The following is a 25,703-nucleotide window of genomic DNA, read 5'->3' on the forward strand; positions in this document are numbered from 1 at the left end:
TTGGAGCAAACCTGATGGCCGACCGCCCCATTGATGACCAAGAGAAGAAGCCGCTAGACGAGGAAAGCGCGACACCAGCGGCTCCGGAGAGTTCCACGGAAAGCGGCGATGGGTGGCACACCCCGCTGGCGGCAGGCGCCGAAGACTGGCATGCGCCGGAAAGCGCCGCGGCAGCCCCGGCGGAGCCTGTGCCGGCCAGCGAGCTGGAGGATGTGGATGTGCTACCTGGCAGCTGGTTCACGCCAACCGCGCCGGTTCCGGCCCCGGGTGCAGGTTATAAAGACGTGGCGGAGGGTGGCTGGTTTGTCCCGGCGAGCGCCCGCAGCGCCGACCTGCTGGCCGGTGTAGATCGTACCATTCACCCCCTTCCACTGGCTGAGGCGGCCCCTCAAGAAGCCGCCGCGCCGGAGAAGGCCGCTGCTCCGGCCCCGGAAGAAGAGCCTCGCCTGGTCGATGACTGGGAACTGGCTGGCGAAGGAGAACTGGGCGCTGGCATCCTGGGCACCGAGGAAGAGCGTGAACTATTCGCGCGGGGCGACGCCGCAGCCATCGCCGCGGCCATGGCTGCCCGTCTGGCCGGTGAGGGGGAAGAAGAGGCGCCCGGTGAGGCGGCGCCTGAAGAGGCCCGTGTGGAGGACAGCTTCTTCCGGCAGGGTGAGCCGGGCGCGCTAACCGGCGTTCCCGGCGTGCCCGCGCCGGGGGTGACGGCTGGCCTGGATCGGCTTGTCGCGCAGTTTGACAATGTCGAGAGCCAGGTCGGGCATCTGCGCGATCTGTACCATCAGGGGCAGATCAGCCGCGACACGCTCCAGGCCGAGCTGCGCAAGCTGATGATCCTGGATGATCAGGGCACCTGGTGGATGATCGGCGTCGAGTCCAACCAGTGGTATCGCTTTGCCGACGGCAAGTGGGTGGCTGCGGAGCGCCCGCGGGCGATTGCCTCTCTGGGCGAGATCGCCGCCCCGACGCTGGAACCCCATATGCAGGAGACCCAGGCGGCGATCACCCTGGATGAGTACAACATGCCGGTGGTTAAACCTGCTCCGTATACCGATCCCAGCGCGACAGTGGTCGGCCCGGCTGCCGTGCAGTTTGATCGCCTGCGCTCCGAGCAGGCGACGGTGCTTTCCCCCGCCGCGCAGGAGGGGATTCCGCGCCCCGGCCAGCCAGATTATGCCCAGGCTTATACCAGCGCGGAGCAATCCGATCTCTACCGCCGGGTACAGGCGGAAAAGGCCCGACGCCAGCGCAGCCTGCTTATCCGCCTCTCGCTGGCGGCAGTGTTCGGGTTGCTGGGCCTGCTGTTCGTCCTGTTTGTCGGCTCGGCGCTGTTCTATATCAGTCGCGTCAACCGCTACAGCGAGCGTATCGCCTCCCTGGCAGAGATCGCCGGGGAGTTCCAGACGACGCGCATCTACGACAAAGATGGCAACCTGCTGACCCAGATCAACGATCCTACGGGCGGCACGCGGATCAGCACCACACTTGACCAGATCAGCCCGTTCCTGATCCATGCCGTGATCAGCACGGAAGACGAGCGCTTCTACCAGAATCCGGGCTGGGACCCGATCGCGATCATGCGCGCTGCCATCCAGAACCTGCAATCGGGGGCGGTTGTTTCCGGCGCGAGCACGATCACCCAGCAGCTGGCCAGGGCGCTGGTGCTGGAGCCGGAGCGCCGCACGGACATCAGCTACGGCCGCAAGCTGGATGAAGCGATCATCGCGGCGGAGATCGGGCGGCGTTATACCAAGAACGAGATTCTGGAGCTGTACCTGAACGAGATTTACTTCGGCAATCTGGCTTACGGCGCGGAAGCCGCCGCGGAAACCTACTTCAACGTGACCGCCCGCGAGTTGAACCTGCCGCAGGCGGCACTGCTGGCCGGGTTGCTCCAGGCGCCAGCGACCTATGACCCGGTGATCAACCGCGAGGCGGCCTTTGACCGCATGGACGCGGTGCTGGCCAAGATGGTACAGATCGGCTGCCTGCAATTCCAGCACGAGCCGTACGCCAGCCAGGGGCCATTCTGCGTCACGCGGGCCGATCTGGACGCTGCCGTGGTACAGAAAGCCGAGGTCGAAATCCGCGAATACGCGCCGCCGACCCGCACAATGCGTTACCCGCACTTTGTCAACTATGTCGCCCAGCAGCTTGAGGAGAACTACGGCCTGGCCGATATCTACCGCGCCGGGTTCAACGTCTATACCACCCTCGACCCTGTCCTGCAGGATCAGGCTCAGCAGGCGGTGACCAGCCAGCTGGCCGCGCTGCGGGCGGCGGGGCGCGGCGGCAATAACGCCAGTGTGGTGGTGATGGATCCGCGCGACGGGCGCATCCTGGCCATGGTGGGCAGCGCCGACTACAACAACGCTGAGATTGACGGCAAGGTGAACGTGGCCTTCACACCGCAGCAGCCTGGTTCCGCGCTCAAGCCGATCCTGTACGTGGCCGCTTTACAGGGCAACGCGCAGGGCCAGTACTGGACTCCGGCGACGGTGATCTGGGACGTGCCAACCTGCTGGGGCGGTTACTGCCCGCGTAACTATGACGGCGCGTATCACGGCCCGCAGTCGGTACGCTCGGCACTGGCCAACAGCTACAACATCCCGGCGGTCAAGACGCTGGATTTCGTCGGCGTGGATCGCTTTGCCCAGACGGCGCAGGTGATGGGCCTGACCTTCCCCGGCAGTTCACCGCAAGCCGCCGGGCTGGCCGGCGCGCTGGGCGGCTTTGACGTGCGGCTGTACGACATGGTGGTGGCCTACGCCACGCTGGCCAATGGCGGCAAGCGGGTCGAGCCTTACGCCATCACCCGCATCCTGGACAACGAAGGCCGCGAGGTGCAGATCCCGCCGCATGCCCAGCCGCAGCAGGTCATCCAGCCGGAGCATGCCTACCTGATCACGCACATCCTCTCCGATGATGTGGCCCGCAGCGCCGCCTTTGGCCGCAACTCGGTGCTCAACATCCCCGGGTACACGGTAGCGGTCAAGACCGGCACGACCAATGATAACCGCGACAACTGGACGCTTGGTTACACGCCGAACGTGGTGGTGGGAGTCTGGCACGGCAACACGGACAACTCCCCCATGCTGGGGACAAGCGGCCTGACCGGCGCAGCGCCGATCTGGAACGCGGTGATGACGGCCGCCATCGCCCGCCTAGGGACGCAGAACTTCCCGATTCCGCCGAATGTGGGCACGATCGAGGTCTGCGCAGATAGCGGCACGCAGCCTTCGGCGCAGTGCCTCAACCGACGACAGGAATTGGTGGTAACCTCCCAGCTTCCGCCGGGGCCGGAACAGGACATCTACAAGAAGGTGCGGGTGGACACGCTGACCGGCCTGCTGGCCAACGACTTCTGCCCCAACTTCACCGAGGAGCGCCAGTTCCTGAATATCAGTGATCCGACGGCGTTTGACTGGATCAACAACACAGCTGCCGGTCAGCAGTGGGCGGCTCAGCGTAATATCCCGCTCCCGGCCCGCCCGGTGCCGACCGAAGCCTGCAATCCCAATATCCAGCAGCCGATCATCTCCATGGAGTGGCCGGTTCCCAACGGGCAGGTCCAGGGCGTGGTGGAGGTGCAGGGCCGTGTGTTGGTCTACAATTTCAACCGCTACCAGCTTGAATACGGCATTGGCAATGCGCCGCAGGCCTTCCAGATAGTGGATGGTCCGTACACCATCCAGCACGCCAATACAGAGTTTCTGGGCCGCTGGGATGTCAGCCAGTTGCCTAACGGGCCGTATACGCTGCGGCTGAAGGTCTTCACCAACGATGGCGGATTCGCCAACCTGGATCGGGTAGTGCTGGTCAACAACCCGATTGTCACGCCGACGCCCAGCCCGTCGCCAACGGTGATGGTGATCACCCAGACACCAACGCCGATCATCATCACGCCGACGCCGTTCATTGAGACGTGGGCGCCGCCGACCTTCACGCCGATGTTCCCGACAGCGGTCATTGTGACCAATACACCGTTGCCGGTGCCCGGTTCGACTACCCTGCCGCCACGCGATCCCACCTTTGATATCCCGGTGGTTTATGGCGCGGAAGCGACGGGTGTGGTCAACAGCGTGCAGGTGGCTAACTACTACTGGTTTGACGGCACCGTGGGCGACATCGTCCAGATCACGGCGCAGACGACGGCCGGCGACCTGGACACGCTGGTTTACCTGATGGACAGCGGTGGTGGCATCCTGGCGGAGAATGACGATGGCAGCGTGGGCACCGATTCGGAGCTGGTTTACACGCTGCCCTACACCGGGCGGTTTACCATCGTTGTGACCCGCTTCGATGTGGGGGCCGGTTATACCAGCGGCGAGTATCGCATGCGGCTGCTCAAGCTCAACTGAGGGCTGGCCGCCCGGCCTCAAGCGGCGGTGAGGGGCGTATTGTCGGGCCTGGAGCCCTGGGCAGTACGCCCTTTTCCTGGTTCCTGGCGCGTCCCCGGCGCGCGGCAACGGTGGAGTGGGCAATGATCGGCACGATCCTCAACATGATCACGGTGGCGTTGGGCAGCGGCCTCGGCCTGTTCATCGGTGATCGATTGCCGGAACGGATGCAGGGGTCGGTGGTGACTGGCCTGGGGCTGGTTACCCTGGCGGTGGGCATCTCCAACGCCCTCAAAACGGGCAACATCATCCTGCCTCTGCTGAGCGTGGGCAGCGGCGTGATCATCGGCGAGTGGCTCAACCTGGACGCCCGGCTGCAGGCCTTTGGCGGCTGGCTGCAGCGGCGCTTTGTGCCCGGCGCGGATGGGGATGACCCGGCGGGCGAGGACGGCCGGGCGCGTTTCATCAATGGCTTCGTGACGGCCAGCCTGGTCTTTTGCGTCGGGCCGCTGACGTTCATCGGCTCGATCCAGGATGGCATGACCGGCGATTATCAGTTACTGGCGATCAAGAGCGTGCTGGATGGCTTCGCGTCGCTGGCCTTCGCCTCAGCGATGGGGGTAGGGGTGGCTTTCAGCATCGTGACAGTGCTGGTGGTGCAGGGCGGGCTGGCCCTGCTGGGGGCGCTGGGTGGCAGCGTGATGAGCGAACCGATGATCACGGAGATGACGGCGACCGGCGGGCTGCTGTTGATGGGCCTGGCGCTGATCCTGCTCGATATCAAGCGGCCACGGATGGCCAACTTCCTGCCGGCGCTGGTGATTGCGCCGCTGCTGGTGGCGCTGGCGGGCTGGCTGGGCATCCCGATCTATCCGCTGTAGCGGCGTCGCGGCTTACTGCGGGCGAGGATCAGCTGGTGCGGGGGCGTCGCCGCTGCGGGGCGCGGGGGCTTTGAGGGTGTGGGCGCTGGCCTGGATTCCGCTCAGACCGCCGCGCACCTGACCAAGCTGGGCCCGCATCTCCTGCCCGGCGTTGTCCAGCATCCGCAGGGCGCGGGCGTAGCGGCCTTCCAGTTCGTTCTGCAGGGCGTCCAGGTTTTGCTCCACGCTGTTCAGGTAGGCTTCCAGGCGGTGCAGGTCGATGTGCTGGCTGGTGCGCAGCATGGTCTGGAAGACCAGCAGCAGGTAGGGCACAAACAGGCTGTAGCTAATCAGCACGACATTCAGGCTGAAGGATCGCGCCTGGATGCCGGCGCACAGATCGTAGATCGCGTCGGGCAGGACGGCCACACCGAAAGGCGTCGTCAGGCCGGGGTGCAGGTACTGGCGCACCTCGCGGGCCTTGAGCAGGACAGTGCGTTCGATCTCGCGCTTGATCTGTTGCTGCCTGGCGGGGCTATCCGCCGCCAGGAACTGTTCCAGCAGGTGGGTGGCAGCCCATTTGCTGTCAATAGGCAGGATCAGGTTGTTGGGCAGGCGCATCCCGAATTCAACCGTCCGGTTGTCCAGGGTAAAGTTGCGCACCTGCCAGGCGGGGGGCAACTGAGCAAAGACCGCCTCGACAATGTTCTCCCCGGCCCGGCCTTTGGTCTGTGTCCCGGCGATCACGGCCTCCAGTCGTCGGACGGACTCCATGGTCTGGCGCTCCAGGTCCTGGCGGGCGTACAGCGTAGCCCGCAGTTCGGTCAGGCCGTTCTGAAGCTGGTTGAGGCCAGTCGCCAGCGTATGCGCTTCTGTCTGGCGGTTGTGGGCCTGGAGTTGCAGTTCGGCCAGGCCGAGCTGTAACTGGCTTAAACGCGCTTCCAGGGCGCGGTTATCCGCGCCACGCCGGACGAGCAGGATGGTAACGATCAGCAATAGTCCGGCGATCCCTCCTGCCAGGGCGATTTCCAGCCCGGTCATGCGCCTGCGCCTCCCCCCTGTCCGAACACGTGTGCGGTACGGGACGCATTATACAGCCGAACGGCTAAATACCAAATCCACCCGGCACAGGCCGGTGATGTGGCTTACAATACAGGGTACGGGCTGCTGCTGAACACCAGGCAGGGGAAGGCGATCATGGCCATAACCTGGGAAGATAAACCGCTGCCAGAGGTGGCATTGCGCCGCCTATGGCTGGCTGATGCACCGCGGGCGCATGCCCTTTCCCGCCTAGTAGGGTGGAGCCTGACTCTGGCCAGCTGGGAGCGGATGATCCTCTGGGGTGGGCGCGGCTGTTTCGCCCTTTATCGGGGCGATGCCCTGGTGGCGACGGCGATCGCAACCGTTTACGGGCGGGAACGCGCCTGGATCGGTGGCGTGATCACCCATCCGGACCACCGCCGGCAGGGGCTGGCGACGCGGCTGATGACGGTCGCGCTGGATTACCTGCAGGCGCGGTCTGTTCCCCATGTATTGCTGGACGCCTCCGAGCAGGGTCGCCCGCTGTATGAGGCGCTGGGCTTTCGCCCGATTTACAGCATCGAAATATGGGCGGGGCGGGCCAGCAGCTATCTTGGCCCGCGGGCGCGCCCGCTCCGGCGCGGCGATCTGGATGCCGTGGTAGCCCTGGACGCGGAGACTTTCGGCGTGGCGCGCGGGCGCATCCTGCGCCGGCTGGTGCAGGATTACCCCCACCTGGCCTGGGTAGACGAGGAAGATGGCCGGATCGCCGGTTTTCTGCTGGCTCAGGATGACCGCCAGGATGGCACGCCGGCGCATCTGGGGCCGTGGATGCATCGTTCCCCTTGGGGGGCGGAAAAGCTGCTACGCACCGCCCTGAGTGTGCTGATTGGCCGTGAGGTGCGCGTGGATATCCCCGATCGCAATCCCCATGCCACGGCGCTGGCCTATGCCCACAACCTGCGCCACCGGCGTGTCTGCACGCGGATGCACCTTGGCCCCGGTGATCCGCCGCCTGAGCTGATCACGCAGCATTACGGCGTGGCGGCGCTGGCGACCGGCTGAACGCCCCGGGCGAGTTTATGGCCTGCAACTGTTGCGGAACAGACTCGGAAAAATACGCCAAGCCACCCATAGCCGGGTGGCTTGGTCACATCTGTCAAGTCTATCTAGACAAAATATATACTAATGAACTACTTATCTTTTCCCCATGCGCCTCTAAACTTTCATCTGTATAGTTTAGGTCGTTCAGTATCTATACAAAACAGGTACGGTTTCACAGTTCAATGAGGAGAGTAGTTCAGATGCGCAAAGTCTTCGTTACCCTTCTTGCTGTTGGAATGCTGATCGTTACAGTGTTCCCCGCTCTGGCTCAGACTGGCGAGCAGACGATCGTCGAGATCGCCGTGGCTGATGGCCGTTTCACGACGCTGGTGGCGGCGGTACAGGCGGCTGGCCTGGTTGACGCGCTATCCGGCGAAGGCCCCTTCACCGTCTTCGCCCCGACCGATGATGCCTTTGCCGCGGCCTTCGCCGCCCTGGGCATCGAACCGGCCGCCCTGCTGGAAGATACCGAGACCCTGACCAGCATCCTGCTCTACCATGTGGTGGCGGGCAAGGCGATGGCCGCTGACGTGGTCGGGCTGGAGAGCGTGACCACGCTGCAGGGGAGCGACATCAAGATCACCGTCAGCGATGGCAAGGTCTACCTGAATGACACCATCCAGGTGATCATCACCGACATCGAGGCCAGCAACGGCGTGATCCATGTGATTGACGGCGTCCTGCTGCCCCCGGCTGAATAAGCACCGCAACGCAGGCGAAGAATGTACGGGCGAGGGAAGTTTTTCCTCGCCCGTTTTGTTTACCCGGCAGCGCCGGGTTCACACTGTAGCTCCTGCCTGCCAGATTAAACGGCGTACAGCGCAACCGCCGCGTAATGCAGGGCGCTGCCGCCCATCACCAGCAGGTGCCATAGCTCGTGGTGGCCGAAGCGCCGACCCAGATTGGGGCGTTTGAGGGCGTAGATCAACGCCCCTAGCGTGTAGACCAGCCCGCCGCTCACGATCAGGATCAGTGCCCCGGGCGGCAGGCGGTGGAGCATCGCTGGCAGGATGAGCACAGCCAGCCAGCCCATGCCCAGGTAGAGAACCGTGGAGATGTGGCGATGATTGTGGTGGCGGAAGGCCAGCTTGTAGATCACTCCCGCCGCCGCCAGCCCCCAGATCACGACCAGCATGACTGCTCGCCAGGGGTCTGGCAGCAGGCTGACGCAAAACGGCGTGTACGTCCCGGCGATCAGGATGTAAATCGCGGCGTGATCCAGTGAGCGCAGCCAGCGTAGGGCGCGCTGCCCGGCGTTGACCAGATGATACACCGTGCTGGCGGTATAGAGCAGGATCAGGCTGATGCCGTAGACGATCGCTGCCGCCAACCGGGCCGGTTGATGTTGACTGAGCATAACCAGCACGATCAGGCCGATCGCGCTCAGGATCGCCCCGATCAGGTGGGTGAAGCCGTTGATCGGCTCGCGCAGGCGTTTGATCATGGGTATTCCTGTAAGCTCCGGCACGGCCTGGCGGCCAATGCCTCTGCCTCTACCGGCAATTATACTCCCCGCTGAAGCCCGCCGGACTCCACACCAGCGGGCTATTGCTCAGGCCGATACTTTCCAGCAGGCGCAGGGCGCCGGTTACGGTGTCGTAGATCGCGGCGCTATAGGCGGTGCGGAAGGCCAGGTAGCGCCCGTCTGCGCTGAAGCGCGGATAGTCGACGGCGGTGGCCTCCGGATGCTCAAGATACAGGCTGGCGTCCCGATCGGCGAAGCCGGGCAGCGGCACCCGCCACAGCAGGTTGTCATCGTGGCCCTGCCAGTCTTTGACTGCTGCTACCAGCCCGCTGCCGTCGGGCAGCCAGTCGTAGTCCAGCACCAGCGTCCAGGTTTCGCTCCATTGCTGGACGGCTCCGCCGGAAGCGGGTGTCGTCCAGAACTGGTGGTTATTGCCGGAAGGGGCGTAGATAAAGCTGATCACATGCCCGTCCGGCGACCAGCGCGGCATTAGTGTGCTGCCACTGGTGAAGTCAGTGAGCGGGTATTTGTTCGCTCCGTCAGCGCTGACCACCCACAGGTCGTTTTCCCGCTGGCCGCCTGCCCCTTCCTGGTAGGAAGTGTAGACCAGCCAGCCGCCGTCCGCATTCCAGGCGGGGGAGCCTTCCGTCCCGCTGGTGCTGTAGAGTACTGGCTGGCCGCCTTCCGCTGCGACCCAGGCCACATGGGTCGTCCGCAACCGCGCTCCATCGCGCTCGTAGTCCCGCCACAGGATGAAGGCGATGCGATCGCCAGCGGGCGACCACAACGGCGACCAGGCTCCCCAGCCCAGCACTCCGCTCTCGGCAGTGAAGTCCAGCAGCGGGCGGAGATCGGTCCCGTCCAGCCGGACGGTGTACAGGCGCAGGTTGTGGCCGCTGGGAGCACTCATCACGAAGGCAAAGCGGCAGCCATCCGGGGCGAAGCTGCCCATCCAGTGCAGGCCGGAGCTAAAGGAAAGGTCGCGCTGCTGGCCGCTGCCCAGATCGTAGATAGAGATACCCGCACCTTCCGGCGCGTTGGCGACCAGCAGCGGGCCGGTCAGGGGCGGCAGCGGCGTGGGTGTGAAGAAGAGCGGCGGGCTATCTTCCGGTTCGCCCTGAGCGCCAACCATCCCGGCGGCGAGCAGCCCGGCGCATAGCAGCAGGGCCATCAGAGGCGGAAGGAAATGGCGGAGGCGATTGCAGGTGGCGATGATGTCCATGCGCAGGAGCATATCCCGGCCAGCGGGCGCGGGCAAATCGACGTTCATGGCCCGATGAGCGTCAGACCGTCGAGAACGAGCGGCAGGTTGACCAGATTGTGCCAGCCGGCTTTTTGGGCGCCCAGGCTGGTGACGGCGACCACGCGCAGGCTGCTGACCAGCGCATCCTGCGCCAGCGTTGCCAGCGGGGACTCTGCTTCGGCCAGCAGGTAATAGATCTGTTCGGGGCTATCTTCCAGCGGACGGTCAGTGTGCAGGCCGTGGCGGTCGCCCAGGGCGGGCACGGGCAGCGGAGGGAGGCGGCGGTAAGTGACCGGCGCGACATGGCCGACCAGTTCCAGCACCAGCAGTGGCAGGCCAGCCCATTCCTGCAGGTGGAGCTGTTCCACATAACCGATCAGGGTAGTTGTCCCATCCCAGTCAAGCCGTCCGCCCCATTTCCAGGGCAGATGGACCAGGACGGGTTCCAGGGATGCGCCCCAGCCGACTGTAGCCACCAGCCGGGCAGAGTCGCCGGAATTAGCGGGTACGTTCAGGTCGCAGCGACCGGTAGGGCCTTGCGGCGTGGCACGCAGGAGGGGCGTCTGTGGCCCGGCGTCGCGGTTCCAGACGATCAGGCTCAGCTGGTTGACAGCCCAGGCGGGCAGGGTATAGCTGGGAGTGGTCAGTGTGAACATCAAGCTATTCCTCCTTGGATGAATGCGGCTCCAGTATGCGCTGTGGTCAGGTGGTAGGCAAGCCCTTTTGCCCGGAAGGTACGGGTTTTGCGGTACACTTGGGCGCTGCATCGTGAAAACGTGAGGAAAGCCGCGCAATGAGGAACCGTCTCGCTACGTTTGTGGCGCTGGCCGGGCTGGCGTTGCTGGCGCTTGTAAGCTGCGCTGGCCCGTTCCCGGATCGGCCGCTGCCCACGCTGGCTCCGACGATGACCGCCCGGCCTTATGCCACGGCCACCTTCGTCCCCCTGCCAACGCCCGTTCCCCTGCCCCCGGTGGACTGGGAGGATATTGCCATCTTCCGCCAGGCCATGCGCTCTGGCTTTGAAGGGGATATCGACGCCTTCGCCAACCGCAACCGCTACGCCATCGAGGCTACAGTCGAGCTGGGCGACGCGGCGACCGTGCGCGGTGCGCAGCGCGTCCGCTACACCAATCACTCCGCCGACACGCTAACCGAGATCGTCTTCCGCCTGTACCCCAACCTGGACGCCTTTTCCGCCCGGATGGCCATTCTGGCGGTCGAGGTGGGCGGCGTGCCGGTCATGCCAGCGCTTGAGGAGCGCGATTCGGTGCTGCGCGTGCCGCTGCCATTGCCGCTGCCTCCCGGTCAGTCCGCCGAGGTGCACCTGACCTTCACCAGCGCCATCGAGCGCGGGTTTTCCGCCAACTACGGTGAATACAGCTACCAGCAGGGCGTGTTCACCGCTCCGGAATGGTACCCGGTACTGAGCGTGTACGAGGAAGGGCACGGCTGGTGGACGGCCCGCGCCCGCAGTCAGCAGGGCGAGCAGACCTACACCGAGACGGGTCTGTACGACATCCGCCTGACCGCCGACGCTGATGTGACTCTGGTCATGAGCGGTTCGGAGATCGAGCAGCGGGTCAACGGCGACGGGACGATCACCCACCATATCGTTAGTGGCCCGATGCGCGACAGCATCCTGATCGCCAGCCGTCGCCTGCTCAGCCTGTCTGATGAGGTGGATGGGATCGCGGTCAACCTGTACTACTGGGATGATGAGGAGAACCTGAGGCGCAACGCCGACGCCGCCCGCGCCGGGCTGGCGATCATCGGTCGCACGCTGCGCGCCTTCAACCGCGCCTTCGGCGAGTATCCCTTCCGCGAGTTCGATGTCGTCCAGACCAACACCCGCGCTGGCGGGATCGAATATCCCGGCGTGATCGTGGTGGCGGATGCTTACTGGAACGCCGGGGACCCCTTCTTCGAAGTCGTCCTGGCCCACGAAGCCGGTCACCAGTGGTTTTACAGCCTGGTGGGCAACAACCAGGTGCGCTACCCGTTCCTGGATGAATCGCTGACCAGCTTCACCGAGTACGTGTACTTCTGGGAAACCGCCGCAACTGAGCGCGATAGCCAGGAAGCCGCCGATTACATCCGCCGCGAACGGCAGAGCTACAACGCCTATACCGGCGCGGGCAACCCTGATCTGCCGCTGGGCCTCTCGACGGATGATTATGTGGAGGCGCAGTACAGCCTGATCATCTACACCAAAGGGCCACTGTTCTTCAACGAGATCGCCAGCCAGATCGGGCGGGAGCAGATGTACGCTTTCCTGCGGGAATACTTCCGCCGCTACCGCTACGAGGTCGCCAGTATCGGCGGCATGTTGGGGACGCTGGAGGATGTGACCGGCCAGCAGTGGGATCAGCTGTTCTACGAATGGGTCGGTCATTTTGAGGGTTTGGACCCGGCAGTGGTGGCAACGGTTGACGTCCGGCGGCGCGGCAGCTAGGGACAGGCGTCTGGAAAGCTGCAAACAGGCGGCAATATGCAGGGGCGCAGCATGCTACGCCCCTGCAGGGATGCCGTTGGTCTAGTTTTGGGCGACAAGGAAGACGACGGTCACCCCGTCGCCGCCTTCGTCAGGCCGGCCACGCTCCCAGCTACGGGCCAGCGGGTGTTTGTGAACCAGGTCCTGGACGGCTTTGCGCAGCGCGCCGGTGCCTTTGCCATGGATAATCCGCACGAAGGGCAGCCCGGCCATGTAGGCCGCATCCAGATAGTCCTCCACGCGGGGCAGGGCGTCTTCGACGCGTGTCCCGCGCAGGTCAAGCTCCAGCCCCGGCGAGGCGATCCGCGGCGCAGGGGTGGCCTGCTCCGGAGCCGGGCGCGGTGTGGGCTTCTCGCCGGCCTTGCGTTCGCTGCGGGTACGGTAGGTCAGGTCGTCCAGCCGGGCGCGCAGGCGCAGGCGGCCAATTTGCACCTCGGCTTCGGTCTTGCTCAACTCCGTGATCACCCCTTCCGCGTTGAGTGAATACACCCAGACCGGGTCGCCCAGCCGCAATGGGCGTTCCTCCAGCCCTTCCACCGGTGGGGCGATCACATTGTGCACCGGGGTTTCCAGTTCGGCTTCCAGTTCCTCAGCCGATTCCTCGATTTCCTTCAGGGCCTCCAGCGGTTGACCGGCGGCCTGCAGGCGGCGGCGCAAGCGGCGCAGTTCAGCCTGTAGGTCCTCCAGCTCGGCCCTGATCTCTTCCCGCGCTTCCTGCAACAGGTTCCGCCGTTCGGCCTCGATGGCATCCAGGCGGGCCTGCAGCTGGCGGCGCAACTCCTCTGCCTCCTTGCGGATGGCAGCAGCGGCGGCTTTTTCCCGCCGGATGTCGTCGCGGGTGCGGTGAATCTCGTCCAGCAGGTCATCGGCGATCATGGCCTCGGTCGTGATCATGCTCCGCGCCTCGGCGATGATGGCCGGGTCCATGCCCAGCCGGGCGGCGATGGCCAGCGCGTTGGAGCGACCGGGCAGGCCGATGACCAGTTGATACGTGGGGGCCAGCGTCTCCAGATCAAAGACCACCGAAGCATTCCGCACACCGCGTTGTTCGTGGCTCCACACCTTCAGTTCCGGGTGATGGGTGGTGACGAGCGTGGTTGTGCGCTTGCGCAGCAGGGCGGAGAGGATGGCGCGGGCCAGCGCGGAACCTTCCGCCGGGTCGGTGCCGGCGCCGACTTCGTCCAGGACAACCAGCGATCGCTCATCACATTCCCTGAGGATACGGATGGTGTTGGTCATGTGGGCGCTGAATGTGCTCAGCGATTGCTCGATGCTCTGCTCGTCCCCGATGTCGGCGTAGATGCCGCTGAAGACGCTCAGGACAGCGCCCTGCTGGGTGGGCAGGTGCAGGCCGCACTGGGCCATCAGCGCCAGCAGGCCAACTGTCTTGAGGGCAACCGTTTTGCCACCGGTGTTGGGGCCGGTGATGACCAGCACATAAGTGTCATCATCCAGGTAGACATCGATCGGGACGACGGTGGCCGGGTCAAGCAGCGGATGGCGCGCCTCCGGCAGGTTCAATGTGCTGCCGGGATGCTGAAAGCCCTCTTGGGTGGGCATCTCGCGGAAGCCAACCAGCGTCGGCGGGGTGGCAGCGATGGCCTCCGCGTAGCGGGCGCGGGCAAAGATCAGGTCGAGCTGAGCAAGCGTCTCCACCGTGCGGCAAATGTAGGCCGATTCGCGGCCAATCAGGTCGGTCAGTTCCTGCAGGATGCGCCGGATCTCGTCCTGCTCCTGGATCTGCAATTCGCGCCAGGTGTTGTTGTAGTCAACGGTGGTCAGCGGCTCGATCCACAGGGTGGCCCCGCTGGCCGACTGATCGTGGACGATGCCCTTGATCTTGCCCTTGAACTCTGCCCGCAGGGGAATGACATAGCGGCCACCGCGCTGGGTGATCAGCGGTTCCTGCAGGTATTTGGCATTGTTGGGGTTGTTGATGATGTTCTGCAGTTTGCTCTGCAGCCGATCAAAGGCGACCCGCAGGTCGCGGCGGATGATCGCCAGGCGCGGGCTGGCGCTATCGTTGATCTCGCCCCGGTCGTTGATCACGCGGGCGATCTCTTCCTGGACGCGCGGGCACTCCTCGATCAGCTCGGCGATCTGAGCCAGGCGCGGGGCCTGCCCGCGCAGGCGGGTCAGCAGGCGACGCAGGGTGGTCGCCCGCCGCAGTGTGCTGAGGATATCCAGCAGCGTTGGCGGCTCGACAATCACGCCACGGATGGCCGCGCGGGCTGTCTCCCGCACGTCAAAGACGCCGCCCAGCGAGACATTGGTCCCCTGCTCAAGCAACAACCGCGCCTCGGTGGTCTCCTGCTGGCGCTCCAGCGCCTCATCCAGGTAAAGCGTCGGGCGCAGGGTACGCGCCAGCTCCCGCCCACCGCTGAAGTCGGTGTAGGCGGCCAGCTTTTCCAGAATTTTGGGCAATTCAAGGACTTCGAAGGTCTTGTCGTTCATGCGCGGTATTGTACCTGAGTTCGGGCCAAACTGAAGGGCCAGCCATGGCGGGCGGTCAGTCAAAGTCGGTCGGCCATTCGGGATGGCGGGCGTGCTCAAAGAAACGAGCGATCTGCTCCGGCAGTACACGGCTGGTGGAAAGCTCCGGCAATTCGTCCGGGCCGAACCAGCCCACGCCGCTGGTTTCCAGGCTGGTGGCCGGCTCCCCGCCGGTGATCTCGCACCGGAAGAACAGCTTATAGGTGTAGTTAGGGTGCGGCGGGTGAGGCCACTTCTGGCGGTCGTAGACGGCCAGCAACTTGACCGCCCGCGTCCGGTAGCCGGACTCCTCAAAGATTTCCCGCACAACTGATTCGGAGGGCGATTCGTAGATATCGGCCCAGCCGCCGGGCAGCGTCCAGCGCCCGCCATCCTGCACTTCCTGCACCAGCAGAATCTTGCCCTCCTGAAAGACGACGCCGCGCACGTCGACCTTGGGGGTGGGATAGCCCAGGTCGGCGTCGATCAGCCCGGCGATTGTTGCCATATCCGTAGCGGTGTGGGCCGCCAGAATCTCGGCGGCCAGTTCAGCGATCTGGTCAAAGCGCTGGCGGTCGTAGGGGTCCCTGGAGTAGGTGCGCCCGGCGGCAGCGATGGCGCGCAGGCGGTTGGCCCAGTTGAGCCATTGGGGATCGGGCATCGGGTTGTTCCTAGTCTGTCAAGTACTCTCAGGCATCAGAGCTGTGCTGGTGCACAGCCGCGCCCATTATAGCCATTTGCCCGATTGCGGGTAAAATACGCCTCCATGATGATGACCTGACGCGATCTTCCGGTGCGGGCTGCCGCGCTGCCGCTTGTTCTGTGGAGTATGCCGCTATGGAATTGAGACTGGCCCTGCTGGGCTTTGGCAATGTCAACCGCGCTCTGGCCCGCCTGTTGCTGCGTAAAGCGGATGCGCTGCGGGCGGCGCATGACCTGACGCTGACCGTCACCGGCATCAGCACCGACAGCCATGGCCGCTGCATCGACCCCGCCGGGATCGACCTGAAGGCCGCGCTGGACGCCTACGCTGACCGGGCGCTCGATCGGCTCCATCAGGGTGCGCCGCTGGCGGACACCGCCGCGTTCTTGCAGGCTGTCCCCGCCGACCTGGCGGTGGAGGCCACGTGGATGAACCCGCGCACCGGTCAGCCAGCCACCGATCTCGTCCGCGCCGCGCTGCAGCGCGGGCTGCACGTCGTTACGGCCAACAAGGGGCCGCTGGCCTACGCGTACCGCGAGCTTTCCGCGCTGGCCAGGGCGAAGGGGCTGGGCTTTTTCTTCGAAAGCACGGTGATGGATGGCGCACCGGTGCATGCTTTCGGGCGGGAGGGGCTGCCCGTCTCGGTGATCCGGCGCATCCGCGGTGTGCTCAACAGCACCACCAACAGCATCCTGACCCGCCTGGAGCAGGGGGTGCCTTTCGCCGAGGCGTTGCAGGAGATGCAGGCCGCTGGCCTGGCCGAGGCCGATCCCTCCAATGACATCGATGGCTGGGACAGCGCGCTCAAGATCACCGTGCTGGCCAATGTCCACATGGGCGCTGACCTGCGCCCGGCGGATGTGGATCGCACCGGTATCGGTGGCGTGACCATCGAGCAGGTCCAGGCTGCGCTGAAGGAAGGGCGGCGGATCAAGCTGCTCTGCGAGGCCTGGCGTGATGGCGAGGCCGTGCGGGCGCGGGTGGCGCCGGTGGCGCTGCCGCTGGATAGCCCGCTGGCGCATGTCATGCGCACCAGCAGCGCGGTCACCTTTGAGGCCGATACCCTGACTGAATTGACGATCATCGAGGGTGACAGTTCCCCGGATACAACCGCTTTCGGCGTGCTGGCCGATATTGTCAATATCGCCCGCGGGCGGCACCTGGCCTGAGCCAATAGGCGGGCGGGAGAGGAGCAAGGCTGATGGCCCGAAGAGGGTGCGTTCTCCCGGCGGCGCTGCTGCTGATCCTCCTGCTGGCGGGCTGTGACCTGCTGGCTCCTGGCGGCGAAGCGCTGCCCGCTGCCGAGCGGCCAACCACAATCGCCCCGACCGCCAAGCCGTTGCCAACCCCCACACCGGAAGCACTGGATGCCGCTACGGCGACCGCCCTGCCGCTAGGCGCGCTGGCCGCCGCGCCAACCTATGCTGCTGCGCCCGCTCCTCCGGACGATTACCGCTTCGACTCTGCCAGTGTGGTGGGCGCCACCGGTCGCCCGCAACTGGTGGAATTCCTCACCACGTGGTGACCGACCTGCCGCGCGTTGCGGCCCATGGTTCATGGGCTTGAAGGGGAGTACTGGGGGCGGGTGGATTTCGTCTACCTCGACCGCGAGGCAGCCGCTAATGCCGCTGTGACCGCCCGCTTCAGCATCCGCAGCCAGCCGGTGTTTGTCGTGCTGGACGCTGATGGAGACGAGATCACGCGGCTGTTCGGCTTTGTTGCGGAGCGCGATCTGCGTGCTGCGCTGGAGCGAGCGCTGGCGGGCTGAAGGCCGTTCACGCTTCCAGCAAGGCGGCAGTCTCCTCCGGTGTGGTAACCGGCCTGGCGCAGGCGAAGTCCCGGCAGACGTAGACGGTCGGCTGACCTTCACGCCGGGTGCGGCCACGCAGGAGCGGGATCGGGGCCTCGTCGCCGGCGTCGCCCGGCGTCAGGGCGGTGATGATGTTGGGGCGGTATGGCCGCTGGATGACCTCCAGCAGAGCGCCGGTTGCCCCCTCTGCTGGATCACCAGCGACCGCCACTTCTGTCAACCCATTCACCAGCATGTCGACGGCACTCAGCGCCGCGCCAAAGGCCAGCGGCACCTGGGCCATCGCCCCGCTGAGCAAAGCCAGCGCGCCGCGCGCGGCTTCCTCGTAATGAGGCCGCCCGGTGTAGGCCGCCAAGCGGATCAGCACGTGGGCCAGCATGGCCGCGCCGGATGGGGTGGCATTGTCCTCGAAGGTGCGCGGGCGGACCAGCAGGGTCTCGTGATCGTCACTGGTGTCGAAATAGCCGCCATCCGCCGCCGGGAAGCGCACCAGCGCTACATCCGCCAGCGCCTGTGCTGCCGCAAAGTAGCGCGGTTCGAAGGTCGTCTGGTATAGCTCCAGCAGCGCATCGGCCAGCATGGCATAGTCGACCAGGTAACCGTTGAGTTTGCTCGTGCCATCTCTGACCACGCGCCGGACGCGCCAGTCGGGGGTGACGGCTGTGCTCAACAGGGCCTCGGTGGCTCGTACAGCGGCGGCCCGGTAGTCGTCCCGGCTCAGCACGCGCGCCCCTTCCGCCAGGCTGGCGATCATCAGCCCGTTCCACTCCGTCAGAATCTTGTCATCCAGCGCCGGCGGGACGCGCCGGGCGCGGGCCGCGTACAGGACGGAGCGAATGGCGGCGATCTTCTTCCGCAGCGTCTCGATGGAGAGGCCTAGCTTCGCGGCGATTGCCGCATCATCCTCCGGCACGTGGAGGATGTTGCGCCCCTCAAAGTTGCCGTGCTCGGTCACGCCCCAGTAAGCGATGGCGATCCGCGCGTCATCGCCCAGCAGCGCCTCGATCTCGGCTCGATCCCACAGGAAGAACCGCCCTTCCTGGCCCTCGCTATCGGCGTCAGTAGCGCTGTAGAACAGTCCCTCCGGCGAGGTCATCTCCCGCAGGATGTAGTCGTAGATTTCCTCCACGATGCGCCGGAAGAACGGGTCGCCAGTGACCTGCCAGGCGTGCAGGTAGAGGCGGCTGAGCTGGGCGTTGTCGTAGAGCATCTTCTCAAAGTGGGGGACAAGCCAGCCAGCGTCGACGCTGTAGCGGGCGAAGCCGCCGCCGATCTGATCGTAGATGCCGCCGCGGGCCATGCGGGTCAGCGTCAGGCGAACCATCTCCAGCGCGGATTCAGCCCCGGTGCGGGCATGGACGCGCAGCAGGAATTCCAGGTTCATCGGCTGGGGGAACTTGGGCGCGCCGCCAAAGCCACCGTTGTGCCAGTCAAAGCTGTGCTGCAGGGCGGTGAAAGCAGCGTCCAACAGAGCGGCGTTGAGTACCTCGTCCTCACGGCGGAAGGGCAGCAGATCGCGGTTGAGGGCGCGCTGCAGATCGCCGCCGACACGCTCAACTTCGTCCCGGCGGGTGTGGTAGGCGTCGGCCACGCCGCGCAGGATCTGGCGGAAGGCTGGTAGACCGTGGCGCGGCTCCGGGGGAAAGTACGTGCCGCCGTAAAAGGGCTTGCCATCTGGCGTCAGGAAGACGGTCAGCGGCCAGCCGCCATGGCCGTTGTTCATGGTCTGCACGGCCTGCATGTAGATGCTGTCCACGTCGGGGCGCTCCTCCCGGTCAACCTTGATGTTGACGAACAGTTCGTTCATCAGGGCGGCGGTTGCCGGGTCTTCGAAGCTTTCGTGGGCCATAACGTGACACCAGTGGCAGGCGCTGTAGCCAATGCTGAGCAGAATCGGCCGGTCGGTCTCCTGCGCGGCGCGGAAGGCCTCCTCTCCCCAGGGATACCAGTCAACTGGGTTGGCAGCATGCTGGCGCAGGTAGGGACTGGTCTCGTGCAGGAGGCGGTTCATGGGCATTCCCTCAATAAAGTAGATGATGATCTTTAAAATCGCTCTTGTTTATACCACAGTTCCGGGGATTCCTCCCAACAAAAAACGGAGCAGGGCGGGCCTGCTCCGGGTAGATGGTGGGTGATGGCAGTGCGGCTCAGGGCACGAGCAACCGCTGACCGGGGTAGATCAGGTTGGGGTCCCACAGGCCATTGGCGGCGGTGATCGCAGCAACCGTCGAACCGTAGGCGCGGGCGATGCTGGCGACCGTCTCTCCCGGCCTGACGGTATGGTAGCGGGCTGCCGGGATCACCAGCCGCTGGCCAACATAGACGCGGTTGGGATCGCTGATGCCGTTCAGGGCAGCCAGTGTGTACCAGTCCCAGCCGTAGCGCAGGCCGATGCGGAACAGGTTCTCGCCGGGCTGGACGATATGTACGCTCCGACCGGCGGGCGGGTAATACGTGCCGCTGCCTACGGGGACGAACAGGTGCTGACCGACGAAAATCCGGCTGGGGTTGGTCAGGCCGTTGAGGGCGACGATGGCCTGGGTTGTGGTGTTGTAGCGGACGGCGATGCCGCTGACGGTATCCCCGAACTGAACGCGGTAGACGATGACGTTACCCTGCGCTTGGGCGGTCCCGAAGCTAACGGCCAGCGCCGGGATGAGCAAAGCAGCCACTACCAACAGTCGAATAAGTAGCTTCACCGGGATTATCCTCTCAAATGCTACAACTTTATGTAGGTGCACCTCTATTATACACACAAATTAAGTCTCAATTGCAAGGATTCCTGGCCGGGGCGCACAGGTGGCCATACGCCCCGGCGCGTTCTAGCCCTTCACACTACCCGCCAGCAGGCCGCGGATGAAGTACTGCCCCAGCGCGATGTAGACGATCAGGGTTGGGATGGCGGCCAGCAGCGCTCCGGCCATCGGCATATTCCATTTGACCGCTTCCCCACCGGCCAGTTCGCTTAGCTTGACCGTGATCGGCTGGTTAGCTGTGCTGGTCAGCGTCACAGCGAAGAGAAATTCGTTCCAGATCTGGGTGAACTGCCAGATGATCACGACCACAAAACCGGGCAGCGAGATCGGAAACATGATGTGGCGGTAGATGCCAAAGAAGCCCGCGCCGTCGATGGCCGAAGCTTCTACCATTTCCGTTGGGACCTCGGCGTAATAGTTGCGGAAGATCAGAGTCGTGATCGGCAGGCCGTAAACCACATGGGCGACAATCAGCCCTGGAATCCCCCCATACAGGTTGATGCTGTTGAGGAACTGGAACAGCGGGATCAGGATCGACTGGTAGGGGATGAACATCCCGAACAACATCAGCGGGAAAAGCACGTTGGCCCCGCGGAACTTCCATTTGGAAAGCACGTAGCCGTTCATTGATCCCATCAGGGCGGAGATGATCGTTGCCGGGATGACCAGGCTGAAACTGTTGCGCAGGTTGGGCAGGAATTCCTGGGCGGCAGTGGTAAAGCCCTGCCAGTCAACCGGGTCGGGCGGCTGCCAGACGGTGTTCAGGTTGATTGTCGCCGGATTCTTGAAGGCGGTGATCAGCACCATGTAAACCGGGATCAGGTACGCTATGGCCAGCAGAATCAACACCGCATACAACAGGACACGACGGGGCCGGATCGTCGGCATGGAGAGGCTGCGGCTCTGAGTGCTCATAGCTCATGCTCCGAACGCAGGGTAGTCCACAGGTACGGGACGATCACCACGGCTACCATCACCAGCATGACAATCGCGATCGCCGCACCTTTGGCGAACTGGTTGGCGCGGAAGGAGGTCAGGTACATCAGGATGCCGGGCACGTCGGTGGTGGCGTTATCCGCACCGGCCATAGCGAAGATCAGGTCGAAGATCTTCAGGGAAATATGGCCCAGCACAATCATGGCGCTGAGGGTGATCGGCTTCAGCAGGGGGAAAACGACATACAGGTATGTCTGCAGTTCGCTGGCGCCGTCCACCCGCGCCGCTTCCCGCAGTTCCTCCGGGATGCCACGCAGCCCGGCCAGGTACATCGCCATGGTGTAGCCGGACATCTGCCACACGGCGGCCAGGATGATCCCGATGAAGGCGACATTGAAGCCGTGCTGCTCCGGGAAGGGGACGGTCTGTACACTGGCCGCCCCACCCATCAGAACCCAGATCAGGATCAGCGCTGCAATGCCGCCACTGATGACCGCCGCTTGCCGCCGCTTGTCGCGCCAGTAACGGTAGGCCAGCCAGGCCAGGACGGCAGCAATCACCAGGGCGAAGATGGCCGGCAAATCCTGCCAGTTGAAGCGCCAGATCTGTGTTCGATCGGTCAGCCAGCCCCATTCCAGCGCCGGCAGCCCGATCAGGGTCGGCAGGCGGTTGATCCCGCCGCCGGGGTTATAGAGCCAGCGCCAGATCGTGCCGGTGACAATGAACGACAATGCCATCGGAAAGAGGAAAATGGTGCGGAAGATCGTCTCCCCTTTGATGTTCTGGTCGAGCAGGATGGCCAGCAAGATGCCCATACCCAGGCAGCCCACCAGGAAGAACACGGTGAAGAAGAACGTGTTGACCAGGTCCTGGCGGAAGCGCACGTCCAGCAGGCCGGTGAAGAGCTGGTTGTAGTTCTCCAGCCCGATGAAGTTGATAACCGGGTTGGCGGACAGGCCCTGCCAGTCGGTCAGGGAGGCCCAGGCCGTCTGGCCGATGAACCCGTAGACGAAGATTGCCAGCAGGATGACTGACGGTGACAGCATCAGGATGGCCGTCAACCGATCCCGCCTGAGCCTGATGCGTTCCACAAGAGTATTCAGGGTAGTGGTGGTCTGTACACTCATAAATCAGGCCTCTCCCACAGGTTTGAGGGACGAGATAAATCATTGAGGCGCTGAGTTGCGTTGCCGCAGTGCAGGCCAGGGGATGCTGCTGGCGCTTTCCGGCGCTCGTCGCCAGCCCGCTCTGCGCGGTTGCCCATCTCGCCTCAGCGCCACTGGCCTGACCTAAGTATATATCATCTGGCTAACCGGACAGGCGCTCAGACTGAGCCTCTGCTTGCCTTGTCTGACAGTTTGCGGGCAGGCCCAAACACAGGGGCGGGCCGTACTGCCTGCCCGCCCCTGAAACTGCCTAAAGCATACTATTCACTACTTGCCGATACCGGCCTGCAGGGCAACCGCCTGCGCCGCGTTAGAGGCCTGCTCGCCATTGCGGCCAGCCAGGAAGATCTCCATCACGGTGGCGAAGTTGCTGGAGAAGCTCTCCGGGGCGACCGCGCCATGTACCAGGCTGCCGACGATGGTGTTGCTCTTCCAGTCCTCAGCAGCGGACCGCAGGTAGGCGTTGTACAGGTCGGCGTTGGTGACGTCGCCGTTCAGGTTGGCCGGGATCGACCCCTTGAGCGGGTTGAAGATATCCTGGCCTTCGGCGGAGCCGAGCAGCTTGAGCCAGGCGATCGTGGCATCGCGGTTGGGCGCGCCAACGGGCAGGCCGAAGCTATCCGACAGCATCATGAACACGCCATCGGTGCCGGGGGCCGCTGCCCAGCCAAAGCCCTCACCGGGGACGAGGCCGAGCGTGGTCACCATGTAACCCGCCGCCCAGTCGCCCATCACGTTGAAGGCAGCCTGGCCGTTGACCACCAGGTCGGTTGCCTGCTGCCAGGAGAGCGAAGCGGCGTCAGGGTTGGTGCAGTCCAGAATCTGGCCGAAGGTGTCCCACATGGCCACTACATCGGGATCAGTCCAGGCCTTGCTGCCATCCCACAGGCCGTTCCAGCCATCGACGCCCAGTTCAGCCAGGGCGACGCTTTCCCACAGGTGGTTGACGGTCCAGTTCTCACCCAGCGCCAGCGGGGTCACGCCCTTTTCCTTGAGGGTCGGGCAGATCGCCAGGAAGTCGGCCCAGGTCGCCGGGACCTCAACACCCCACTCTTCCAGCTTGGCCGGGACATACCATAGCACGTTGGAGCGATGGATATTGACCGGCACTGACCAGATGCCTTCATCCGTGCTGATCAGCTTGAGCAGGCCCTCAGGGAACTGCTCCATCCAGCCTTCCTGCTCAAAGAGGAAGGTCAGGTCTTCCATACGGTCGGCCACGACCCAGGTGCCGATCAGTTCCTGGCCGGCGTGCACCTGGAACGAATCGGGCGGATCGCCGCCGAGCATGCGGGTCTTGAGGACGGCGCGGGCATTGACGCCGGAGCCGCCGGTTACCGTCGCATTGATGACCTCAACGTCCGGATACAGCTCATTGTACTTGGCGATCAGCGCTTCCAGGGCGGGGCCTTCGTCACCAGCCCACCACGAGAAGATTTCCAGCTCGCCGCTGGGGGCCTGGGCCAGCACAAGACCGGCGATGCTGAGTACCAGGCTGAGGGCGAGCGCAAGGCTAAAGAGCTTCTTCATTGTTCCTCTCCTCAAGAAAACCAGGCGAACTTTAGAACGAACGGCGTTGCCGGACGGGGTAACTGACTTCCCGGCATACGCTGCGTCCAAGTACATATTATACACTACTTATTGGTAAGTGTGCACATTGTTTGTTTCGTTGCAGGCAGTCGAACAGCGTGGGGGCTGGTCTTAGCAGCCCCCACGATCTGTTTGTCGCTACGGCAGGCGCAGGGCGGCTTCCCCGACGGCCTGCGGGTTGAAGGCCAGGATGGTCGCCGTGCCATAGACGAAGGCGACTACGCCCAGCACCACCATGACGACGGCGTGCACCCGGTGGAGGCGGGAGAAGCGCTGAAAGTCGGTGAAGACCTGATGTGTGCCAGCCAGGGCGTGGACGAGCACCGCCAGCAGAAAGACGATGTCGATTGCCTTCCACAGCGGATCGCCCATGCGGGCGGCGATGCGGCTGAAGTCAATGTGGAAGGGTGGGTAATGCACCACAATCATGTGAATGGTCAGGAAAACCAGCAGGGCGATGGCGCTCCAGCGTTGCATTTGGAAGATACGCATGACCTTGTCCCCCCTACATCGTTTCCAGCATAAACAGGAAGATCGGCACGCCGCCAGCGATGACCAGGATGGCCGAGACGACCATCACCGCGTAGAACATGCTCTGGCGGTAGCTGGTCACATCAAAGTAATGGACGATCAGCAGGCGGATGCCGTCAAAGGCGTGGTAGACGACGGCGGCCAGCAGGGCGATCTCAGCCAGCTTGAAGACCGGCTGCTGCAGAAAGTTCATAGCCTGGTCAAAGCTGGCCGCCCCCGCGTTGACCGTGCCGATGGCGATGATGTGCAGGGCCAGGTACAGTACCAGCGCCATGCCGGAAATGCGGCGGAATAGAAAGCTGACAAATCCCGTGGTCTTGTACATAGTTGGCTCCTTATCCGTGTGGGCCGCCTAGCCGGAGGTCACCGGCTTGTCCAGGTGCTTCTGGCGCTCGGCGCGGGCGGCTTCGAACGCCAGGCGTTTCTGGGCCAGCTTGCGCAGCGTTTCGATGGCCTTGGTCGGGTTCAGGTGCTTGGGGCAGGCGTCGATGCAGTTGAAGATGGTATGGCAGCGGTAGACGCCATCGCTGCCGGCTATCTCAGCCAGCCGCTCGCCGGGGGCGCTGTCGCGCACGTCCATCACCCGCAGGAAGGCTTTCAGCAGCGCGTGCGGGCCGATGTATTCCTTGGTCGTGCCGACGACCGTGCAGGCGGAGTAGCACGCCCCGCACATGATGCAGTGTTCGGCGTCCTGCAGGGCGGCGACCTCCTCCGGACTCATCCGGAATTCCTTTTCTGGCACGTTCTCCGGCGGGATCAGCCACGGCTTGACGCGCATGTACTGCGCCCAGAAGGTGGTGCGGTCCACGACCAGGTCTTTGATGATCGGCAGGTAGGGCAGCGGGCGGATGGTGATCTCGTTCTTGCGGTTGAGGTGGGCTTTGATCGGTTGTTCGCAGACCAGCATATTGCGGCCATTGATGTTCATGGCGCAGCTGCCGCAGATGGCGTGGCGGCACGAACGGCGAAAGGTCAGGCTGCCGTCCTGTTCCGCCTTGATGGTGTGCAGCGCGTCTAGGATGGTCATGCCCTGCTGCCAGGTGACCTTGAAGTCCTGCAGGTAGGGCTTGCGATCGACATCAGGGTTAAAGCGCTGGATGCGCACGGTAATGGTCAGGGGTGAGCCGTTGTCGGACATAGGTTTGGGTCTCCTCGCAATGTCCCCAGCGGTTCAGCGCAGGGCGGCGCTGGCGCGGCTGGGCATCCTGAGCTGGCG

At 64.3% G+C, this 25,703-nt stretch carries 22 protein-coding genes; 8 read left to right on the forward strand and 14 right to left on the reverse strand.

Annotated features, from left to right (window positions below; genetic code table 11):
- The first annotated feature begins 14 nt into the window (after window positions 1-14).
- Together HPY64_01120 and HPY64_01125 are read left to right on the forward strand one after the other, a co-directional pair.
- Window positions 15-4,361: a hypothetical protein gene (locus tag HPY64_01120; protein NPV65726.1), complete on the forward strand. Its 4,347-nt coding sequence runs from the start codon at window positions 15-17 to the stop codon at window positions 4,359-4,361.
- Between the two features lie 122 nt (window positions 4,362-4,483).
- On the forward strand, window positions 4,484-5,221 hold the full coding sequence (locus tag HPY64_01125) for a DUF554 domain-containing protein (GenBank protein ID NPV65727.1): 738 nt from the start codon (window positions 4,484-4,486) through the stop codon (window positions 5,219-5,221).
- Window positions 5,222-5,233: 12 nt separating this feature from the next.
- Here the strand turns inward: HPY64_01125 and rmuC are convergent, their stop codons facing one another.
- A complete protein-coding gene (rmuC, locus tag HPY64_01130) occupies window positions 5,234-6,241 on the reverse strand; it encodes a DNA recombination protein RmuC (protein ID NPV65728.1) in 1,008 nt (335 codons plus the stop codon).
- A gap of 156 nt (window positions 6,242-6,397) precedes the next feature.
- On the opposite strand from rmuC, the gene HPY64_01135 reads away from it, so the two are divergent.
- Together HPY64_01135 and HPY64_01140 are read left to right on the forward strand one after the other, a co-directional pair.
- Window positions 6,398-7,285 carry a GNAT family N-acetyltransferase gene (locus tag HPY64_01135; GenBank protein ID NPV65729.1) on the forward strand — a complete coding sequence of 296 codons (888 nt, stop codon included), beginning with the start codon at window positions 6,398-6,400 and terminating at the stop codon, window positions 7,283-7,285.
- Window positions 7,286-7,524: 239 nt separating this feature from the next.
- Window positions 7,525-8,025, forward strand: a complete 501-nt coding sequence (locus HPY64_01140; protein NPV65730.1) for a fasciclin domain-containing protein — start codon at window positions 7,525-7,527, stop codon at window positions 8,023-8,025.
- Window positions 8,026-8,129: 104 nt separating this feature from the next.
- On the opposite strand, the gene HPY64_01145 is transcribed toward HPY64_01140, so the two are convergent.
- The 3 genes from HPY64_01145 to HPY64_01155 are packed head-to-tail and all read right to left on the reverse strand — an operon-like array spanning window position 8,130 to window position 10,688.
- The gene (locus HPY64_01145) at window positions 8,130-8,768 is read right to left on the reverse strand and encodes a hemolysin III family protein (GenBank protein NPV65731.1); all 639 of its coding nucleotides are present in this window, start codon (window positions 8,766-8,768) and stop codon (window positions 8,130-8,132) included.
- Between the two features lie 49 nt (window positions 8,769-8,817).
- Entirely contained in the window at window positions 8,818-10,059 is a 1,242-nt protein-coding gene (locus tag HPY64_01150; GenBank protein NPV65732.1) for a hypothetical protein, read from the reverse strand.
- On the reverse strand, window positions 10,056-10,688 hold the full coding sequence (locus tag HPY64_01155; protein NPV65733.1) for a hypothetical protein: 633 nt from the start codon (window positions 10,686-10,688) through the stop codon (window positions 10,056-10,058). Before HPY64_01155 ends, HPY64_01150 begins: the two co-directional genes overlap by 4 nt.
- A gap of 137 nt (window positions 10,689-10,825) precedes the next feature.
- Here HPY64_01155 and HPY64_01160 point away from each other — a divergent pair, with 137 nt between their 5' ends.
- Complete coding sequence (locus HPY64_01160; protein ID NPV65734.1) at window positions 10,826-12,484, forward strand: M1 family metallopeptidase; 1,659 nt, start codon at window positions 10,826-10,828, stop codon at window positions 12,482-12,484.
- A gap of 81 nt (window positions 12,485-12,565) precedes the next feature.
- Here HPY64_01160 and HPY64_01165 read toward each other — a convergent pair whose 3' ends face one another.
- Together HPY64_01165 and HPY64_01170 are read right to left on the reverse strand one after the other, a co-directional pair.
- Window positions 12,566-14,977: an endonuclease MutS2 gene (locus HPY64_01165; GenBank protein ID NPV65735.1), complete on the reverse strand. Its 2,412-nt coding sequence runs from the start codon at window positions 14,975-14,977 to the stop codon at window positions 12,566-12,568.
- 55 nt (window positions 14,978-15,032) lie between these two features.
- Window positions 15,033-15,656 (reverse strand): NUDIX domain-containing protein, encoded by a 624-nt coding sequence (locus HPY64_01170; GenBank protein ID NPV65736.1) that lies wholly within the window; start codon window positions 15,654-15,656, stop codon window positions 15,033-15,035.
- A 176-nt stretch (window positions 15,657-15,832) separates the two neighbouring features.
- On the opposite strand from HPY64_01170, the gene HPY64_01175 reads away from it, so the two are divergent.
- Genes HPY64_01175 through HPY64_01185 form a run of 3 tightly spaced genes read left to right on the forward strand, consistent with a single transcriptional unit; the run spans window position 15,833 to window position 17,466 of the window.
- A complete protein-coding gene (locus HPY64_01175) occupies window positions 15,833-16,867 on the forward strand; it encodes a homoserine dehydrogenase (GenBank protein NPV65737.1) in 1,035 nt (344 codons plus the stop codon).
- A 32-nt stretch (window positions 16,868-16,899) separates the two neighbouring features.
- Window positions 16,900-17,223, forward strand: coding sequence for a hypothetical protein (locus HPY64_01180; GenBank protein NPV65738.1), 324 nt, complete (start codon window positions 16,900-16,902; stop codon window positions 17,221-17,223).
- A 24-nt stretch (window positions 17,224-17,247) separates the two neighbouring features.
- Entirely contained in the window at window positions 17,248-17,466 is a 219-nt protein-coding gene (locus tag HPY64_01185) for a hypothetical protein (GenBank protein NPV65739.1), read from the forward strand.
- 7 nt (window positions 17,467-17,473) lie between these two features.
- Here HPY64_01185 and HPY64_01190 read toward each other — a convergent pair whose 3' ends face one another.
- From HPY64_01190 to HPY64_01225, 8 genes are all read right to left on the reverse strand, one after another.
- Complete coding sequence (locus HPY64_01190) at window positions 17,474-19,525, reverse strand: thioredoxin domain-containing protein (protein NPV65740.1); 2,052 nt, start codon at window positions 19,523-19,525, stop codon at window positions 17,474-17,476.
- A 130-nt stretch (window positions 19,526-19,655) separates the two neighbouring features.
- Window positions 19,656-20,207 (reverse strand): LysM peptidoglycan-binding domain-containing protein, encoded by a 552-nt coding sequence (locus HPY64_01195; protein NPV65741.1) that lies wholly within the window; start codon window positions 20,205-20,207, stop codon window positions 19,656-19,658.
- 123 nt (window positions 20,208-20,330) lie between these two features.
- Complete coding sequence (locus tag HPY64_01200; GenBank protein NPV65742.1) at window positions 20,331-21,152, reverse strand: carbohydrate ABC transporter permease; 822 nt, start codon at window positions 21,150-21,152, stop codon at window positions 20,331-20,333.
- A 23-nt stretch (window positions 21,153-21,175) separates the two neighbouring features.
- Window positions 21,176-22,327, reverse strand: coding sequence for an ABC transporter permease subunit (locus tag HPY64_01205; protein NPV65743.1), 1,152 nt, complete (start codon window positions 22,325-22,327; stop codon window positions 21,176-21,178).
- A 306-nt stretch (window positions 22,328-22,633) separates the two neighbouring features.
- Window positions 22,634-23,896 (reverse strand): carbohydrate ABC transporter substrate-binding protein, encoded by a 1,263-nt coding sequence (locus HPY64_01210; GenBank protein NPV65744.1) that lies wholly within the window; start codon window positions 23,894-23,896, stop codon window positions 22,634-22,636.
- Between the two features lie 198 nt (window positions 23,897-24,094).
- On the reverse strand, window positions 24,095-24,448 hold the full coding sequence (locus tag HPY64_01215) for a hypothetical protein (GenBank protein ID NPV65745.1): 354 nt from the start codon (window positions 24,446-24,448) through the stop codon (window positions 24,095-24,097).
- A 13-nt stretch (window positions 24,449-24,461) separates the two neighbouring features.
- A complete protein-coding gene (sdhC, locus tag HPY64_01220; protein NPV65746.1) occupies window positions 24,462-24,812 on the reverse strand; it encodes a succinate dehydrogenase, cytochrome b556 subunit in 351 nt (116 codons plus the stop codon).
- 27 nt (window positions 24,813-24,839) lie between these two features.
- Complete coding sequence (locus HPY64_01225) at window positions 24,840-25,625, reverse strand: succinate dehydrogenase iron-sulfur subunit (GenBank protein NPV65747.1); 786 nt, start codon at window positions 25,623-25,625, stop codon at window positions 24,840-24,842.
- Window positions 25,626-25,703: the final 78 nt, after the last annotated feature.

Source organism: Anaerolineae bacterium, assembly GCA_013178165.1.
Lineage (GTDB): Bacteria > Chloroflexota > Anaerolineae > Aggregatilineales > Ch27 > Ch27.